Annotated in this window: 15 protein-coding genes; 7 read left to right on the plus strand and 8 right to left on the minus strand. The window is 60.4% G+C overall.

The window, feature by feature from the left end:
* Positions 1-123: 123 nt before the first annotated feature.
* Positions 124-1,461 (minus strand): MFS transporter, encoded by a 1,338-nt coding sequence (locus CAF65_RS23435; protein ID WP_085718503.1) that lies wholly within the window; start codon positions 1,459-1,461, stop codon positions 124-126.
* A 268-nt stretch (positions 1,462-1,729) separates the two neighbouring features.
* On the opposite strand from CAF65_RS23435, the gene quiC reads away from it, so the two are divergent.
* A complete protein-coding gene (quiC, locus tag CAF65_RS23440; RefSeq protein WP_085718408.1) occupies positions 1,730-3,631 on the plus strand; it encodes a 3-dehydroshikimate dehydratase QuiC in 1,902 nt (633 codons plus the stop codon).
* 102 nt (positions 3,632-3,733) lie between these two features.
* Positions 3,734-4,411 carry a TetR family transcriptional regulator gene (locus CAF65_RS23445; protein WP_085718409.1) on the plus strand — a complete coding sequence of 226 codons (678 nt, stop codon included), beginning with the start codon at positions 3,734-3,736 and terminating at the stop codon, positions 4,409-4,411.
* A 74-nt stretch (positions 4,412-4,485) separates the two neighbouring features.
* On the opposite strand, the gene CAF65_RS23450 is transcribed toward CAF65_RS23445, so the two are convergent.
* The 5 genes from CAF65_RS23450 to CAF65_RS23470 form a co-directional block, all read right to left on the minus strand.
* Complete coding sequence (locus CAF65_RS23450) at positions 4,486-5,340, minus strand: shikimate dehydrogenase (protein ID WP_085718504.1); 855 nt, start codon at positions 5,338-5,340, stop codon at positions 4,486-4,488.
* Positions 5,341-5,345: 5 nt separating this feature from the next.
* Positions 5,346-5,786, minus strand: a complete 441-nt coding sequence (gene aroQ, locus CAF65_RS23455; RefSeq protein WP_085718410.1) for a type II 3-dehydroquinate dehydratase — start codon at positions 5,784-5,786, stop codon at positions 5,346-5,348.
* 140 nt (positions 5,787-5,926) lie between these two features.
* Positions 5,927-6,838, minus strand: a complete 912-nt coding sequence (locus CAF65_RS23460; RefSeq protein WP_008022572.1) for a LysR family transcriptional regulator — start codon at positions 6,836-6,838, stop codon at positions 5,927-5,929.
* Positions 6,839-6,951: 113 nt separating this feature from the next.
* Positions 6,952-8,031 (minus strand): tRNA (uridine(54)-C5)-methyltransferase TrmA, encoded by a 1,080-nt coding sequence (trmA, locus tag CAF65_RS23465; protein ID WP_085718411.1) that lies wholly within the window; start codon positions 8,029-8,031, stop codon positions 6,952-6,954.
* The gene (locus CAF65_RS23470) at positions 8,028-9,323 is read right to left on the minus strand and encodes an NCS2 family permease (RefSeq protein WP_085718412.1); all 1,296 of its coding nucleotides are present in this window, start codon (positions 9,321-9,323) and stop codon (positions 8,028-8,030) included. Before CAF65_RS23470 ends, trmA begins: the two co-directional genes overlap by 4 nt.
* Before the next feature lie 222 nt (positions 9,324-9,545).
* On the opposite strand from CAF65_RS23470, the gene CAF65_RS23475 reads away from it, so the two are divergent.
* Positions 9,546-9,992: a DUF4879 domain-containing protein gene (locus CAF65_RS23475; RefSeq protein WP_085718413.1), complete on the plus strand. Its 447-nt coding sequence runs from the start codon at positions 9,546-9,548 to the stop codon at positions 9,990-9,992.
* A gap of 68 nt (positions 9,993-10,060) precedes the next feature.
* Positions 10,061-10,612: a DJ-1 family glyoxalase III gene (locus tag CAF65_RS23480; RefSeq protein WP_085718414.1), complete on the plus strand. Its 552-nt coding sequence runs from the start codon at positions 10,061-10,063 to the stop codon at positions 10,610-10,612.
* A gap of 6 nt (positions 10,613-10,618) precedes the next feature.
* On the opposite strand, the gene CAF65_RS23485 is transcribed toward CAF65_RS23480, so the two are convergent.
* On the minus strand, positions 10,619-11,869 hold the full coding sequence (locus CAF65_RS23485) for an MFS transporter (RefSeq protein ID WP_085718415.1): 1,251 nt from the start codon (positions 11,867-11,869) through the stop codon (positions 10,619-10,621).
* A gap of 385 nt (positions 11,870-12,254) precedes the next feature.
* Here CAF65_RS23485 and CAF65_RS23490 point away from each other — a divergent pair, with 385 nt between their 5' ends.
* The 3 genes from CAF65_RS23490 (at position 12,255) to CAF65_RS23500 (ending at position 14,968) form a co-directional block, all read left to right on the plus strand.
* Positions 12,255-13,691, plus strand: a complete 1,437-nt coding sequence (locus tag CAF65_RS23490; RefSeq protein WP_085718416.1) for a cytochrome ubiquinol oxidase subunit I — start codon at positions 12,255-12,257, stop codon at positions 13,689-13,691.
* A 3-nt stretch (positions 13,692-13,694) separates the two neighbouring features.
* Positions 13,695-14,702, plus strand: a complete 1,008-nt coding sequence (gene cydB, locus CAF65_RS23495; RefSeq protein ID WP_085718417.1) for a cytochrome d ubiquinol oxidase subunit II — start codon at positions 13,695-13,697, stop codon at positions 14,700-14,702.
* 98 nt (positions 14,703-14,800) lie between these two features.
* Positions 14,801-14,968 carry a DUF2474 domain-containing protein gene (locus tag CAF65_RS23500; protein WP_007975773.1) on the plus strand — a complete coding sequence of 56 codons (168 nt, stop codon included), beginning with the start codon at positions 14,801-14,803 and terminating at the stop codon, positions 14,966-14,968.
* A gap of 63 nt (positions 14,969-15,031) precedes the next feature.
* On the opposite strand, the gene CAF65_RS23505 is transcribed toward CAF65_RS23500, so the two are convergent.
* Entirely contained in the window at positions 15,032-16,156 is a 1,125-nt protein-coding gene (locus tag CAF65_RS23505; protein ID WP_085718418.1) for a methyltransferase, read from the minus strand.
* Between the last annotated feature and the right edge of the window lie 86 nt (positions 16,157-16,242).

The following is a 16,242-nucleotide window of genomic DNA, read 5'->3' on the forward strand; positions in this document are numbered from 1 at the left end:
GGTAACGATCAGAGACTTGTGGGAGCGAGCCTGCTCGCGAAGACGGACTGTCATTCAACATTGACGTTGGCTGACGTACCGCTTTCGCGAGCAGGCTCGCTCCCACAGGGACTGATGACTTCTTTAGTCAGTGACGGTCGGAATCTTGCGCGGTGCCATGAAGTACATCCAGATCAGCGCGATGAAGTACATCGCCGGAATCAGGGTGAACAGCACGGTGTAGTTGTTGTTGGTGACGGTCAGGATATGGCCGACCAACTGGGTCATGAACATCCCGCCAACCGCCGCACACATGCCGCCGAAGCCGAATACCGTGCTCATCATGTGCTTGGGCGTGTAGTCCATCACCAGGCTCCAGATGTTCGCAGTCCAGGCCTGGTGTGCGCCGATGGCCAGGGAAATGGCGAATACGGCGATCCACAGATTGCTGGAGCCGGCGGCCATGATCACGCCGATGATGCAGCAGGCGAACAGCAGCATCGACATCAGCCGCGCCTTGATCGGGTTGATCCCGCGACCGATCAGGAACGAGGAGAGGATGCCGCCGCCAACGCTGCCGAAGTCGGCAGTGAGGTAGATGATGATCAGCGGAATGCCCATCTGGGTCACGTTGATGCCCAGGTTGTATTGCTGATTGAGGAACGGCGGCAGCCAGTACAGGTAGAACCAGAACACTGGCGCGGTGATCGAGTAGGCGAGGGCGAAGGCCCAGGTGCCGCGCATGCGCAGGATTTTCGAGAACGGCACGCGGGCTTGCTCTGGCTCGACTTCTTTCTGGATGTAGTCCAGCTCCGATTGTTTGACGCTCGGATGCTCTTCCGGATTGAAGTACTTCAAGCCCCAGAACAGCAGCCAGATCCCGCCCAGTGCCGACATGCACAGGAAAGCGGCCTGCCAGCCCCAGGCATGCAGGATCAGTGGCAGCAGCATCGGGGTGAACATCGCACCGACGTTGGTCCCGGCGTTGAAAATCCCGGTGGCCACGGCGCGCTCGCCGGCCGGGAACCACAGACGCGTGGTTTTCACGCAGGCCGGGTAGTTGGCGGCTTCAGTCAGGCCGAGGATGAAGCGGCAGACCATGAAGCCGGCCGCCGAAGTGGCCAGGCCATGAGCCCCGGTCGCCAGGCTCCAGAGCAACACGGCGCAGAAGAACACGCGCTTCACACCGACCCGGTCGATCAATCGGCCTTGCAGCACGAAACCGATGGCGTAACCCACTTGGAACCAAAAGTTGATGTTGGCGTAATCCATCGCCGTCCAGCTCATTTCCTTGGCCAGGATGGGCTGCATCACACCCAGTGCGGCGCGGTCGATGTAGTTCAGGGTGGTGGCGAAAAACACCAGCGCCAGCATGCCCCAACGGGTTTTGCCGACCGCCATGGCGCCGCGGATCTTGTCGCCGATGCCACCGGCAGTGACGTTCATGGCCGGAGCCATGCGTGAGCTTTGGGAAGGAATCATGTGTACCACCCGTTTTTTGAATTTGTTATTTGGTGTTTTGGACATCGCGGCCGGTGCTGCGTGTCCGGACTTAATGTGAGGACGATGTTGGGCATTGGACAAAAAATCGTCAATTCGCCGACCACCATTTTGTTCGATAATCGAACACAAAACTAACTGGATAGTACACTTTGCATTGCTCAATGCATGGGCCAGCTCAATAATTCCCTCACTCTTTTAAAAGCGGCGCAAATTCCCTGTAGCCGAAGCCTCCACCGGGAGCCGAAATATGCAGCGTTCCATTGCCACCGTATCCTTGAGCGGTACCCTGCCGGAAAAACTCGAAGCTATTGCCGCCGCCGGATTCGACGGCGTCGAGATTTTCGAGAACGACCTTCTCTACTACGACGGCAGTCCACGGGAAATCAAACAGATGTGTGCCGATCTCGGGATCGCCATCACCCTGTTCCAACCGTTCCGTGATTTCGAAGGCTGTCGGCGTGATCGGCTGTCGCGCAACCTGGAACGCGCCGAGCGCAAGTTCGACCTGATGCAGGAGTTGGGCACCGACCTGGTGCTGGTGTGCAGCAACGCCTCGACCGAGTCCATCGGCGATGAACAGGTTCTGGTCGACGATTTGCGGCTGCTGGCCGAGCGTGCCGGTGCCCGTGGTTTGCGCATCGGCTACGAAGCACTGGCCTGGGGCCGGCATGTGAACACGTATCAACAGGTGTGGAACATCGTGCGTCAGGCCGATCATCCAAGCCTTGGCGTGTTGCTGGACAGCTTTCACACCTTGTCACTCAAGGGCGATCCAAGTGCTATCGCCGAGATTCCCGGCGATAAGATCTTCTTCGTGCAAATGGCCGACGCGCCGATTCTGGCCATGGACGTGCTGGAGTGGAGCCGGCATTTTCGCTGCTTCCCGGGCCAGGGTGAATTCGACTTGCCGGGGTTCCTCGCGCCGATCATCAAGAGCGGGTACACCGGGCCGTTGTCGCTGGAAGTCTTCAACGATGGCTTCCGCGCCGCGCCGCCACGAGCCAACGCCGCTGACGGTTTGCGCTCGTTGTTGTATCTGGAAGAGAAAACCCGCGAGCGTCTGGCGCAGGAAACCACGCCTGCGGCCAACCCCGAGATTCTGTTCGAAACACCCAAGGCCAGCGAGTACAACGGCATCGAGTTTCTCGAATTCGCCGTGGACGAAAGCCTCGGTGCCAAGCTCTCCCATTGGCTGGAACGACTGGGTTTCGTCAAGGCCGGGCAGCATCGCTCCAAGAGCGTCAGCCTGTTGCGTCAGGGTGATATCAACCTGATCCTGAACTCGGAGCCTTACTCTTTCGGCCACAGCTTTTTCGAAGCCCACGGCCCTTCGCTGTGCGCGACCGCCGTGCGGGTCAAGGACAGTGCGAGCGCATTGGCCCGTGCCGTGGCCTACAAGGGCCAGCCCTATCGCGGTCTGGTCGGCCCCAACGAATTGGAGCTGGCGGCGGTGCGTGCGCCGGACGGCAGCCTGATCTATCTGGTGGATCAGCACGCCGATGTTTATGGCACTGACTTCAATCTGTACCCGCAAGCTCCGGTCAACGGCGGCCTCAAACGCATCGACCACATGGCGATGGCGCTGCCGGCCGACAGCCTCGACAGCTGGGTGCTGTTCTACAAGAGCCTGCTGGATTTCGAGGCGGACGATGAGGTCGTGCTGCCGGATCCTTATGGTCTGGTGAAGAGCCGTGCCTTGCGCAGTCGCGACAGTTCGATCCGCCTGCCGCTGAACATTTCCGAAAACCGCAACACCGCGATCTCACATGCGCTGTCGAGTTATCGCGGCTCCGGTGTGCATCACATCGCGTTTGATTGTGATGACATCTTTGCTCAGGTCCGCCGCGCGAAAGAGGCGGGCGTGCCGTTGCTGGATATTCCGCTCAACTACTACGATGACCTGGCGGCACGGTTCGACTTCGACGACGAGTTCCTCAGCGAGCTGGCCTACTACAACGTGTTGTACGACCGCGACGCCCAGGGCGGTGAGCTGTTTCATGTGTACACCGAGCCGTTCGAGGGGCGATTCTTCTTTGAGATCATCCAGCGTAAAAACGGTTATGCCGGCTACGGCGCAGCCAACGTCGCGGTGCGGCTGGCGGCCATGGCCAAATCCCGTAGCGGCGCATTGCGTCAGGCGAAGTTGTAGGAAATTCGTAAACGCGGGATTAAACGTGGGCTGTGCGGCTTCCTTCACCGTGTCGCGCGGCCCATAATCGCCAGCCTGTGCAGTGATGGCCGTGAGCCCGCAATGACAATGAATTCAGAACTCCCCGCAGCCTCCGTAGAACCAGGTGCCGAGCCGCGCAAGAGTCGCAAGAACAACCCGGAAAAGACCCGCGAAAACATCCTGCAGGAGGCGATAGTCGAGTTCGTCCAGCAGGGGCTTTCCGGTGCTCGCGTCGATGCCATCGCCGAGCGCATCCACACCTCCAAGCGCATGATCTATTACTACTTCGGTAGCAAGGAACAGCTCTACGTCGAGGTGCTGGAGAAACTCTACGGCGATATCCGCAGCACCGAAAATCGCCTGCATCTGGCGGAGCTGGCGCCGGTCGAGGCGATTCGGCGGCTGGTGGAGTTCACCTTCGATCACCATGACCGCAACGTCGATTTCGTGCGCATCGTCAGCATCGAGAACATTCACAACGCTGAGTATGTGAAACGCTCGGATGCGATCAAGGCGATGAACAACACTATCCTCGATTCACTGGGGGAGATTCTGCGTCGCGGCGCCGAACAAGGGCTGTTCCGTACCGGTCTTGATCCGCTGGATGTGCACCTGCTGATCAGTTCGTTCTGCTTCTATCGCGTCTCGAACCGCCACACCTTTGGTGAGATTTTTCAGATCGACCTGCCGGACGAACGCATCAAGCAGCGCCATCGGGAGATGATTTGCGAGTCGGTTCTGCGCTACCTGCAGGCCTGATTCAGCTGTGTGAATCGCCTTTGCAGGAGCCGGCTTGCTGGCGATAGCGTCTGTACGATCGCCAGCAAGTTGGGTCAACCATTCATGCTTTGAAAATGCGCCAGCATTCGCTGGGCGTCCGGTACCACGCCGCTGAACAGCTCGAATGCCTTCACCGCCTGAAACACTGCCATGTTGCCGCCGTCCAGCGTCCGGCAACCGAGGGCGCGGGCGTTGCGCAGCAGTTCGGTTTCCAGCGGGAAATAAACGATTTCCGCCACCCACAATTCGGCTCGAAGCAACTCGACCGGCACCGGCATGCCCGGCAGTTTTTTCATGCCCATCGGCGTGGTGTTGACCAGGCCGTCAGCTTGGGCCAAGGCGCTCGGCAGGTCATACCCGGCTATCGCCCGACCGACGCCGAAATGCTGATTGAGGTTGTCAGCCAGATCCTGGGCGCGGCGGATGTCCACGTCAAAAATGCTCAGCTGTTGGATGCCTTCGCTCAACAAGGCGTGGGCTACCGCGGCACCTGCACCACCAGCGCCCATCTGTACGACACGGTTGACGGCAACGCCTTTCAGACCCCGGCGAAAACCCTCGGCAAAGCCCAGGCAATCGGTGTTGTGGCCGATGCGTTTGCCATCCTTCAGTACCACGGTGTTCACCGCGCCGATGCCACGGGCCTCCGGTGAGAGTTCATCGAGCAGCGGGATGATCGCCTGCTTGCATGGAAAGGTGATGTTCAAACCGGTGAAGTTCATGCGCTCGGCGGCCGTCAACAGATCGGGCAGGGCGTTGCTGTCGAGCTTCAACTGATCAAGATCAACCAGGCGATAGAGGTAGCGCAGCCCCTGAGCATCGCCTTCGTGCTCGTGCAAGGACGGTGTGCGGGAAGCCTGGATGCCGGCGCCGATCAGCCCGGCCAGTACCACGTTGTTCTGAGTCACGGCGATCACCCCTTCAAACGATGACTGAAGTGTTCCAGCGCCAGGCGATAGCCGTGACTGCCAAAACCGGCCATCACCGCCGTCGCAATGGCGGATACGAACGAGTGGTGGCGAAAGGGTTCGCGGGCATGCACGTTGGACAGGTGGACTTCAATGACTGGCAGTTCACTGGCGACCAGGGCATCGCGGATGGCGACCGAGGTGTGGGTCCATGCGGCAGGGTTGATGACGATCCCGGCGCAGCGACCGCGGGCTGCGTGAATCCAGTCGAGCAATTCGCCTTCATGGTTGGTCTGGCGAAACTCCACTGCCAGGCCGAACTCTTCGGCGGCGCGCCCGCACAGGGCCGAAATGTCTGCCAGGGTTTCGTGGCCGTAGGTCGCCGGTTCACGGGCGCCGAGCAGGTTCAGGTTCGGGCCGTTGAGCACCAGAACGATAGGGGACATCGGAATCTCTCCACTTATTATTTTTGGAATCGACCGAGGTTCTCGGCCTGTGGAGATAAATTGTACTAACTGGTTAATTCGGTCAATTGCAGAGAAGGCACGCTGACGGTTTGTGGGCGATGATCGGACACTTTCGCTGTTCAGCGCGGCAAATGCTCCACCAGAAAATCAATGAACGCCCTCAAGCGCAGCGGAACATGGCGGCTTTGCGGGTAAAGCAGAGTGAATGGCCTTGAGCGTCCGCCATACGGCTTGAGCACTTCCACCAGCGAGCCGTCGGCCAGTTCCTTTTCAACGATAAACCGATAAGTCTGAAACAACCCCGCCCCATGTTTGGCCAGGGTCACACCGCCCAGTACATCGTCGGAGCAACTGAGGTTGCCCTCGGCCAGAATCTCCCGTGGCACGCCTTCATCGTTGAACAGCCAGGCAATGCGCCGGCCGCTGCTGGGCAATTCGTACTGAATGCATTCGTGGTTTTCGAGGTCGTCGAGGGTTTGCGGAGTGCCGGCCCGTTTCAGGTAATCAGGGCTGGCGATCATCACCAGGGCGGCATCTTCCAACTGTCGGGCGATCAGGCCCGAATCCGGGATGGCTCGCACACGAATCGCCATGTCGTAGCCTTCGCCGACGAAATCGATGTTGCGATTGCTGATGTGCGACTCGACCTTCACCGCCGGATAACGCGCCCGAAATTCCGGTAACAGCGGCAGGATTCGATGATGCGCGTAGGTGGTCGGAATACTGATGCGCAAGGTACCGGATGGCACTTGCTGCTGGCCCATCACCTCGCGCTGAGCCTCGACCAGTTGTGCCAGGGCCTGGCGGCACTCCTCGTAATAGCGGCGACCACTGTCGGTCAGCTTCACGCTGCGCGTGGTGCGCGCGAACAGGCGCACCCCCAGGCGTTCTTCCATGCGCGACACCGAACGGCTCACGGCAGCGGGGGTGACACCTGCCACCAGCGCCGCGGCAGTAAAACTGCCGGCCTCGGCGGCCAGGCAAAACAGTTCAATGCTGCCCAACTGAAGATCGTCGAATTGTCGCTGCATGATTGATTACACCGGGGATCAGATGAAGTAACCGATCCAGTATTTATCAGTCTTGCGTGCACGAATACAAAAAAACCGTCACGAGGACGGCTTATTTGTGGGTGCGCTTGTAATCAACGCCGGGTCAGCATCACCCCGGACTCCATGTGATGGGTCCACGGGAACTGGTCGAACATGGCGCACCGGGTGATGCGGTGGGTGTCGTGCAGTTGGGCGATGTTGGCTGCCAGGGTCTGCGGGTTGCAGGAGATGTACAGGATGTTGTCGAAGCGCCGGGTCAGCTCGCAGGTGTCCGGGTCCATGCCGGCGCGGGGCGGGTCGACGAACACGCTGCCGAACTCGTAGCTCTTGAGGTCGATGCCGTGCAGGCGGCGAAACGGACGCACTTCGTTCAGGGCTTCGGTCAGTTCTTCGGCGGACAAACGCACCAGGGTGACGTTATCCACCGCGTTTTCGCTGAGATTGCTCAGCGCCGCGTTGACCGAGGTCTTGCTGATTTCGGTGGCCAGCACTTTGCGTACGCGGGTGGCGAGCGGAAGGGTGAAGTTGCCGTTGCCGCAATACAGCTCCAGCAAATCGTCGGAGCGATCGCCAAGCGCATCGTATGCCCAGTTGAGCATCTTCTGGTTCACCGTGCCGTTGGGCTGGGTGAACGCGCCCTCTGGCTGGCGGAAGCTGAAGGTGCGGCCGCCGACGTCCAGCTGTTCGACGACGTAATCATGACCGATGACTTCGCGCTTGCCCTTGGAGCGGCCGATGATGCTGACGTTCAGGTCCGCGGCCAGTTTCGAGGCCGCCAGGTGCCAGTGCTCGTCCAGCGGGCGGTGATAGCACAAGGTGATCATCGCGTCACCGGCCAGCGTGGTCAGGAACTCCACCTGGAACAGCTTGTGGCTCAGGGCCGCGCTGGCTTTCCATGCAGCCTTGAGTTGCGGCATCAACTGGTTGATGCGCAGGCTGGCAATCGGGAACTCTTCGATCAGGATTGGCGTGCGTTTGTCTTCCTGGGAAAACATTGCGTAATGACGCTCGCCGGCCTCGCGCCACAGGCGGAACTCGGCGCGCAGGCGGAAGTTTTTCAGCGGCGAATCGAAAACAGCTGGCTCGGGTGCATCGAACGGGGCCAGCAGGTCACGCAAACGCGTGACCTTTTCTTCGAGCTGAACGGCATAGGCCTGGGAATCAAAAGTCATGCGTTGAACCAACCCAGCTTGATCACGAACAGTATCGACAGGATCACCAGCGCCGGGTTCAGCTCACGGCCGCGACCGGACATCAGCTTGATGGCGGTCCAGGAAATGAAACCGAAGGCGATGCCATTGGCGATGGAGTAAGTGAATGGCATTGCCAGCGCGGTGATCACCACAGGCGCGGCAACAGTGATGTCGTCCCAGTCTATTTCGGCCAGGCCGGATGTCATCAGCACGGCGACGAACAGCAGGGCCGGTGCGGTGGCGAAGGCTGGAACGCTGGCGGCCAATGGCGAGAAGAACAGCGCCAGCAGGAACAGGACCGCCACCACAATGGCGGTCAGGCCGGTGCGGCCACCGGCACTCACACCGGCGGCGGATTCGATGTAGCTGGTGGTGGTCGAGGTACCCAGCAGCGAACCGGCCATGGCCGCGGTGCTGTCGGCGATCAGGGCGCGGCCCATTTTCGGCATGTGGCCGTCTTTGCGCATCAATCCGGCGCGCTTGGCCACACCGATCAAAGTACCGGAGTTATCGAACAGGTCGACGAACAGGAACGCAAAAATCACGCTGACCAGACCGATGTCCAGTGCACCCTTGATGTCCAGTTGCAGGAAGGTCGGGGCCAGCGATGGTGGCATCGACATCACGCCGCCGAACGGGGTGAAGCCCATCACGATGGAAACGATGGTCACCACCAGAATGCCGATCAGCACCGCACCGCGCACGGCAAGGGCTTCAAGTGCGACGATCAGGGCAAAACCGAGGGTGGCGAGGATCGGCGCCGGTTGTTTCAGGTCACCGAGGCCGACCATGGTCGCCGGGTTGCTCACCACGATACCGGCGTTGTGCAGGGCGATCAGCGCGAGGAACAGGCCGATGCCGGCAGCGATCGCCGAGCGCAGCGGCAGCGGGATGCTGTTGATGATCCATTCACGGATGCGGAAGATCGACAGCAGGAAGAAACACACCGCCGAGATGAACACCGCGCCGAGCGCCACTTGCCAGGTATGGCCCATGTGCAGGACCACGGTGTAGGTAAAGAAGGCGTTCAAGCCCATGCCCGGTGCGAGGGCGATCGGGTAGTTGGCGATCAGGCCCATGGTCGTCGAGCCGATGGCAGCTGCCAGGCAGGTGGCGACAAACACCGCGCCCTTGTCCATGCCAGTCTCGCCGAGGATGCTCGGGTTGACGAACAGAATGTAGGCCATGGCCAAAAAGGTCGTGACGCCCGCCAGAATCTCGGTCCGCACGTTGGTGTTGTGTGCCTTGAGTTGAAACAGCCTTTCCAGCATGTCTGCTCCCCGTGGCGCGCCGGGCGCCGTGAATGTATCGACCTCAACAGCAAAGCACAGACAGCAGAACGCGCCTGGAAATTACTGTGGGCCGGAAAAAGCCGCGCATCATACCAGTAGCTTGGGAATATGGCTGCTTATGGCGGTGATCGTCGTCGATGTTTTGCGACAAGGCCAAGTGCGCCATACTGCGCGCTGTTTTTTGGGGTGGATGGGTCCTGCATGAAAAAGCGTCTGGTTGCCGCCTTCGGAGTATGGATGGCGTTGTTTGTCGGGGCTCAAACGGCCGTGGCCGCCTCGGCTGCGCCATTGACGCAATTGAAAGTACTCAAGGTCGCGTCGCCGTCCTGTGGAATCGAGAACATCGACGAAGGGCAAACCCGGACCCGCTGCGATCACAATGGCCCGAACATCACGGTGTACGTGCTGGAAGTGGGTTATGGACGCGAGGCCCATGTCACTCTGGACGGTTTCGAAGTGAACGGCACCCGCACACCGGTCTGCGCGTTCAAGAACGGTAACCTGACCAGTTGCACCCCCGGGGAAAAAACCGTCGGTTATTTGTATGCCCTCGATCTGGCGGGCAAGCAGGAAGGCACGCTGACCTTCAGCAATACCTCGATCAACGCGCCCGGCAATACGATGTCGACGCAGCTTTATATCCAGTAAGTTCACGTATCGAACAAGGGTCAGGAAAGCTGACTACGCTTAAAGGATCATTCCGTGGACAGTACCCGATGACCTTTAGAGCCTTGATTGCCCTCGCCGAGGGCAGCGACGACCTGCAAACCGTGACCCTGATCGATGCACTGCGCCGCGCCAGAATAGAAGTGGTGGTGGCCAGTATCGAAGGGCGGCGCATGCTCACCTGCGCCCGCGGTACTCGCCTGACGTCCGATGCGATGCTGGTGGACTTGCTGGCGCAGCCCTTCGACCTGATCGCCTTGCCGGGTGGTGCGGTGGGTTCGCAGCACCTGGCGGCACACCAACCCCTGCAACAATTGATCAAGGATCAGGCGGCAGCCGGTCGCTTGTTCGCCGGCATCGCCGAAGCGCCCGCCGTGGCGCTGCAGGCCTTTGGCGTATTGCGTCAACGGCGCATGACCTGCCTGCCCTCGACCAGCCATCAACTGTCGGGCTGCACCTTCGTCGATCAGCCGGTGGTGGTCGACGGCAATTGCATCACCGCCCAGGGCTCAGGCGCCGCTTTGGCGTTTGCCCTGACCCTGGTGGAGCAACTCTGCGGCAAAGCCATGCGTACGACGGTGGCGGGGGAGTTGTTGGTTTAGATAACTTCAGGCTTTTGCTTCTCCCTTCTCTTCATCTTTAGCCACGTGCATGCGATCGCGGCTGGCCAGTGTCGGGAACAGCTTGACCCACACTCCGGTCACCACCAGTGTGCCGATCCCGCCCATGACCACGGCTGGCACGGTGCCAAACCAATGGGCAGTCAGGCCCGATTCGAATTCACCCAGCTGGTTCGAAGCGCCAATGAACAAACCGTTCACGGCACTGACCCGGCCGCGCATTTCGTCCGGGGTTTCCAGTTGAACGAACGAGGCGCGGATCACCATGCTGATCATGTCCGCCGCGCCCAACACCACCAACACCGCCAGGGAAAACCAGAACGAGGTCGACAGGCCGAAGGCGATGGTTGCCACGCCGAAGATGCCCACGGCGGTGAACATCACCCGCCCGACATTGCGTTCCACGGCAAACCGCGCCAGGCACAGTGACATCAGCAGCGCACCCACTGCCGGTGCCGAGCGCAAAAGGCCCAGCCCCCATGGGCCGGTCAGAAGAATGTCCTTGGCGAACACCGGCAGCAACGCTGTCGCACCGCCCAATAGCACCGCGAACAGATCGAGGGAGATCGCCCCGAGAATGTCCGGACGACTGCGGATGAAGCGAATGCCCGCCAGCAGCGAATCCAGAGTGGCCTTGCCCTTGTTCAGCGGGGTTTGCCGGGCTGGCAGGTTGAGCATCAGCGAACAGGCGATGACATACAGCAGCACCGTCGGGCCATACACCCAGACGCTGCCGAAGGCGTAGAGCAAGCCGCCGAGGGCAGGGGCGACGATAGTTGCCGATTGCTGGGCCGATTGCGCGGCGGCCACGGCACGGGGAAACAGTGCGCTGGGCACGATGCTGGGCAGCAGGGCCTGGGTGGTCGGCATTTCAAAGGAGCGAGCGGCACCGAGCAGGAAGGCCAGGATGAAGATCATTTCCCGGGTGACATGGTCGGTCGCGCTGCCGATGGCCAGTGACAGGGCGATCAGTGCCTGCAAGGACTGGCAGATCGCCGCAACCTTGCGCCGGTCATAGCGGTCGGCGACGTGCCCTGTGTGCAGCATGAACAGCACGCGCGGGGCGAACTCGACCAGGCCGACCAGGCCCAGGTCAAGCACGTTGCCGGTCAATTGATACAGGTTCCAGCCGATGGCCACGGTGAGCATCTGGAAGCCGCTGGCGGTGAATATCCGGGCCAGCCAGAACGCGAGAAAAGGGCGATGGTGACGTAACAGCAAGGGCTCTTGGCTGGGCATCTGCGGGAAAATCTGGGGGAGGGGAGCGGCGAGATTATCACCAACCTGTAACGGGAAGTTGCCATAACAAAAAATTTAGTTAGCTAGATACCTATCTTGAGAACACAGGGAATGTGTTGCAGCAGATAACAAAAGCCATGAGGCAACTTGTCACGCGGCAAAAGACCACGCGGGTTATCCCCGAAAATGGGACTACTCTTTCAACGTTGATTGATCCAGATCAAAACCCGCAAAAGGAATTGATCCGGCGGCCGCCAGGCCAGACTCCCTGCGTTGTGATGCGTGCAAAAAAAGAACAAACAGAGATTCGCCACACTCCAAACCCGTGGGGGCCGTGGGTGCAGGCTTCCAGCCAGCAGCCGTACTACCTGACAGAGGAAGACTTATGTTCGGTTTAGAGGCACTTGATCTCGCCCGAATTCAGTTCGCGTTCACCATCTCGTTCCACATCCTGTTTCCGGCCATCACCATCGGCCTGGCGAGTTACCTGGCGGTACTCGAAGGCCTCTGGCTGAAAACCCATAACGACACCTACCGTGACCTCTACCATTTCTGGTCGAAGATCTTTGCCGTCAACTTCGGCATGGGGGTGGTTTCCGGTCTGGTAATGGCCTATCAGTTCGGCACCAACTGGAGCCGCTTCTCGGACTTCGCGGGTTCCGTGACCGGGCCGTTGCTGACCTATGAAGTGCTTACGGCGTTCTTCCTCGAGGCCGGGTTCCTCGGCGTCATGCTGTTTGGCTGGAACAAGGTCGGGCGTGGCCTGCACTTCTTCGCCACCGTGATGGTCGCTATCGGTACGCTGATCTCGACCTTCTGGATTCTCGCCTCCAACAGCTGGATGCAGACCCCGCAGGGCTTCGAGATCGTCAACGGTCAGGTCATCCCCACCGACTGGCTGGCGATTATCTTCAACCCCTCGTTCCCCTATCGCCTGATGCACATGGCCACGGCGGCGTTTGTTGCCACGGCCTTCTTCGTCGGTTCCTCCGCGGCCTGGCATTTGCTGCGCGGCAAGGACAACCCGGCGATCCGCAAAATGCTCTCGATGGCGATGTGGATGGCATTGATCGTGGCGCCGATCCAGGCGGTCATCGGTGACTTCCACGGCCTCAACACGCTGGAGCATCAGCCGGCGAAAATTGCCGCGATCGAGGGGCACTGGGAAAACAAAGGCAACGAGGCGACCCCGTTGATCCTGTTCGGCTGGCCGGACATGAAGGAGGAAAAAACCAGGTTCGCCGTCGAAATCCCGTACCTGGGTAGCCTGATCCTCACGCATTCCCTGGACAAGCAAGTACCGGCGCTCAAGGAGTTCCCACCCGAAGACCGGCCAAACTCGACCATTGTGTTCTGGTCGTTCCGGATCATGGTGGGCCTGGGCTTCCTGATGATCTTCACCGGGCTGTGGAGCCTGTGGCTACGCAAGCGTGACACCCTGTACACCTCGCGGCCGTTCCTGTACCTGGCGTTGTGGATGGGGCCGTCAGGCCTGATCGCGCTCCTCGCCGGCTGGTTCACCACGGAAATCGGCCGTCAGCCGTGGGTGGTCTACGGCCTGATGCGTACGGCGGATGCGTCGTCCAACCATAGCTTCATGCAGTTGAGCATCACCCTGATCCTGTTTGTCGTGGTTTATTTCGCGCTGTTTGGCGCCGGTCTTGGCTACATGATGCGCCTGGTGCGCAAGGGGCCGAAGATCGACGAAGGCAAGGAAACCAACGACGGCGGCCCCGGCCAGAAACGCACACCGGCCCGTCCGTTGTCCGCAGCCGACGACGATCACGCCGATGCCGACCACAGCCTGACCAAGGAGATTTGAATCATGGGTATTGATCTTCCGCTGATCTGGGCCGTGATCATCATCTTCGGCATCATGATGTACGTGGTCATGGACGGTTTTGACCTGGGCATCGGCATTCTCTTCCCGTTCATTCCGGGCAAGACCGATCGCGATGTGATGATGAACACCGTCGCCCCGGTCTGGGACGGCAACGAGACCTGGCTGGTGTTGGGTGGCGCGGCGTTGTTCGGCGCGTTTCCGCTGGCCTATTCGGTGGTGCTCTCGGCGTTGTACCTGCCGCTGATTCTGATGTTGATCGGGTTGATCTTCCGCGGTGTGGCCTTCGAGTTCCGCTTCAAGGCCAGGGATGACAAGCGCCACCTGTGGGACAAGGCGTTCATCGGCGGCTCGATCACTGCGACGTTCTTCCAGGGCGTTGCGCTCGGCGCGTTCATCGATGGGCTACCGGTGGTCAACCGACAGTTCGCCGGTGGTTCACTGGACTGGCTGACACCGTTCACGATGTTCTGTGGTGCGGCGCTGGTGGTGGCCTATGCGTTGCTCGGTTGCACCTGGCTGATCATGAAGACCGAAGGCAAGTTGCAGGAACAGATGCATGACCTGGCAAGGCCATTGGCCTTCGTGCTGCTGGCGGTGATCGGCGTCGTCAGCATCTGGACCCCGTTGGCCCACGCAGAAATCGCCGCACGCTGGTTCACCATGCCGAATCTGTTCTGGTTCATGCCGGTGCCGATTCTGGTGCTGGTGACGATGTACGGCCTGATCCGCGCCGTGGCCCGCAACGCGCACTACACACCGTTCCTGCTGACCCTGGTGCTGATCTTCCTCGGTTACAGCGGGTTGGGCATCAGCCTGTGGCCGAACATCATCCCGCCGTCGATCTCGATCTGGGATGCCGCCGCGCCGCCGCAAAGCCAGGGCTTCATGCTGGTGGGCACGCTGTTCATCATCCCGTTCATTCTGGGCTACACCTTCTGGAGCTACTACGTGTTCCGCGGCAAGGTCACTCATGAACACGGCTATCACTAGCCCTCTACACCACGAATTAGTAGGAGCGAGCTTGCTCCGGGCGGCGTTCCGACGATGGCGTCGGAACGCCGCCACCGATCTTGAAGAGGATTGACGTTATGGCCGCCAAACATTCCCTGCACGACATTGAAGAAGCCGAAAAAAAGCCGCTGTGGCAGCGGCTCGGCTGGTTAGCACTGATCTGGGTCGGCAGCGTGGGCGCTTTGTTCATCGTCGCCAGCCTGATGCGTCTGTTCATGAACGCGGCCGGCCTGACCACGCACTGACATCTCCCCGTAGCCTCAAGGCACGGATTTACAACCCTCCGACCGGAGGGTTTTTTTTGCCTGTTACTTGCGCGCCTTGAGGATCACGAACTTCGGATTGGCTGCCACTTGCTCGACACCACGGAACAATCGCGCCAGCTTGCTGTGGTAGCCCAGGTGACGATTGCCGACGATGTACAGCGCGCCGCCCACCACCAGCGATTCGCGCGCCTGCTGGAACATCCGCCAGGCCAGGAAGTCGCCCACCACTTGTTGCTGGTGAAACGGTGGATTGCACAGCACGACGTCAAGCGATTGCGGTTCCTGGCCGGCCAGGCCGTCGCCGGCACGCACGGTCACTTCCCGTTCGCCCAACGCTGCACGCCAGTTTTCAGAGGCCGATTGCACGGCCATGAAAGATTCGTCCACCAGCGTGTAGTGGGCCTCGGGGTTTTGCAGGGCGCTGGCGATGGCCAGAACGCCGTTGCCGCAACCGAGATCGGCGACCTGCGCCGAGCCGAGGTTTTTCGGCAGGTGTGGCAAAAACGCCCGGGTGCCGATGTCCAGGCCTTCGCGGCAAAACACATTGGCATGGTTGAGCAGTTCGATAGCCGGTTCGTCGAGTCTGTATCGTGTCGGGTAAGGCGATACAGCTGGCGTTTTGTCTTGAGCCGCGGCAATCAATAGTCGCGCCTTCTTCACGGCCAACGAGGCTTGTACGGGGCCGATGTAACGCTCCAGCAAGTCGCCCGCCGCCCGGGGCAGGTGTTTGATCATGGCCGCGGCAACCACTTGTGCGCCGGGTGCCAGTTGGCCTTGCAGGCGTATCAGTTGTTCTTCCAGCAGCGCCAGGGTTTTCGGTACGCGGATCAGCACGCAGTCGAACGGCCCGACAGGGGCCTCGCTGGCGGGGACGCCCGGTACTGCATCAAACGCCAGGCCGTTGCGCACGAGGTTCTTTTCCAGGCCCTGGAAGGCCAGAAACGAATCACCGCTGCTGACCACCCGCACCTTACCCGCCAGGCTGGCCGCTAACGCGCCGAAACTGTCATTAAGGACCAATACCCGGGTGTCTGGCACCGGTTGCTGTTCGGCCAGATGATTGAGCAGGTATTCATCGGCCGCGTCGAAAGCTTGCAGTGGTTCGTTCTGCTGTTCGGGCTGGCGGATCAGGTCGAGGCTGGCGAAGGGTGTTTCGAGCAAAGGCATGGGGCAGGGCTCTGGGTAATCAACGAATGTCCCGCTGCCCTAAGGCGTTGGAGCGGGCGGAGCCGTCCGAGTGCACAGGACTACAC

Source organism: Pseudomonas sp. B28(2017) (assembly GCF_002113025.1).
Lineage (GTDB): Bacteria > Pseudomonadota > Gammaproteobacteria > Pseudomonadales > Pseudomonadaceae > Aquipseudomonas.

Excerpts from the sequence above, each read along its gene's own strand:
- CAF65_RS23435 (WP_085718503.1), bottom strand. The coding sequence starts at position 1,461 with ATGATTCCTTCCCAAAGCTCACGCATGGCTCCGGCCATGAACGTCACT.
- quiC (WP_085718408.1), top strand. The coding sequence starts at position 1,730 with ATGCAGCGTTCCATTGCCACCGTATCCTTGAGCGGTACCCTGCCGGAA.
- CAF65_RS23445 (WP_085718409.1), top strand. The coding sequence starts at position 3,734 with ATGACAATGAATTCAGAACTCCCCGCAGCCTCCGTAGAACCAGGTGCC.
- aroQ (WP_085718410.1), bottom strand. The coding sequence starts at position 5,786 with ATGTCCCCTATCGTTCTGGTGCTCAACGGCCCGAACCTGAACCTGCTC.
- CAF65_RS23460 (WP_008022572.1), bottom strand. The coding sequence starts at position 6,838 with ATGCAGCGACAATTCGACGATCTTCAGTTGGGCAGCATTGAACTGTTT.
- trmA (WP_085718411.1), bottom strand. The coding sequence starts at position 8,031 with ATGACTTTTGATTCCCAGGCCTATGCCGTTCAGCTCGAAGAAAAGGTC.
- CAF65_RS23470 (WP_085718412.1), bottom strand. The coding sequence starts at position 9,323 with ATGCTGGAAAGGCTGTTTCAACTCAAGGCACACAACACCAACGTGCGG.
- CAF65_RS23475 (WP_085718413.1), top strand. The coding sequence starts at position 9,546 with ATGAAAAAGCGTCTGGTTGCCGCCTTCGGAGTATGGATGGCGTTGTTT.
- CAF65_RS23480 (WP_085718414.1), top strand. The coding sequence starts at position 10,061 with ATGACCTTTAGAGCCTTGATTGCCCTCGCCGAGGGCAGCGACGACCTG.
- CAF65_RS23485 (WP_085718415.1), bottom strand. The coding sequence starts at position 11,869 with ATGCCCAGCCAAGAGCCCTTGCTGTTACGTCACCATCGCCCTTTTCTC.
- CAF65_RS23490 (WP_085718416.1), top strand. The coding sequence starts at position 12,255 with ATGTTCGGTTTAGAGGCACTTGATCTCGCCCGAATTCAGTTCGCGTTC.
- cydB (WP_085718417.1), top strand. The coding sequence starts at position 13,695 with ATGGGTATTGATCTTCCGCTGATCTGGGCCGTGATCATCATCTTCGGC.
- CAF65_RS23500 (WP_007975773.1), top strand. The coding sequence starts at position 14,801 with ATGGCCGCCAAACATTCCCTGCACGACATTGAAGAAGCCGAAAAAAAG.
- CAF65_RS23505 (WP_085718418.1), bottom strand. The coding sequence starts at position 16,156 with ATGCCTTTGCTCGAAACACCCTTCGCCAGCCTCGACCTGATCCGCCAG.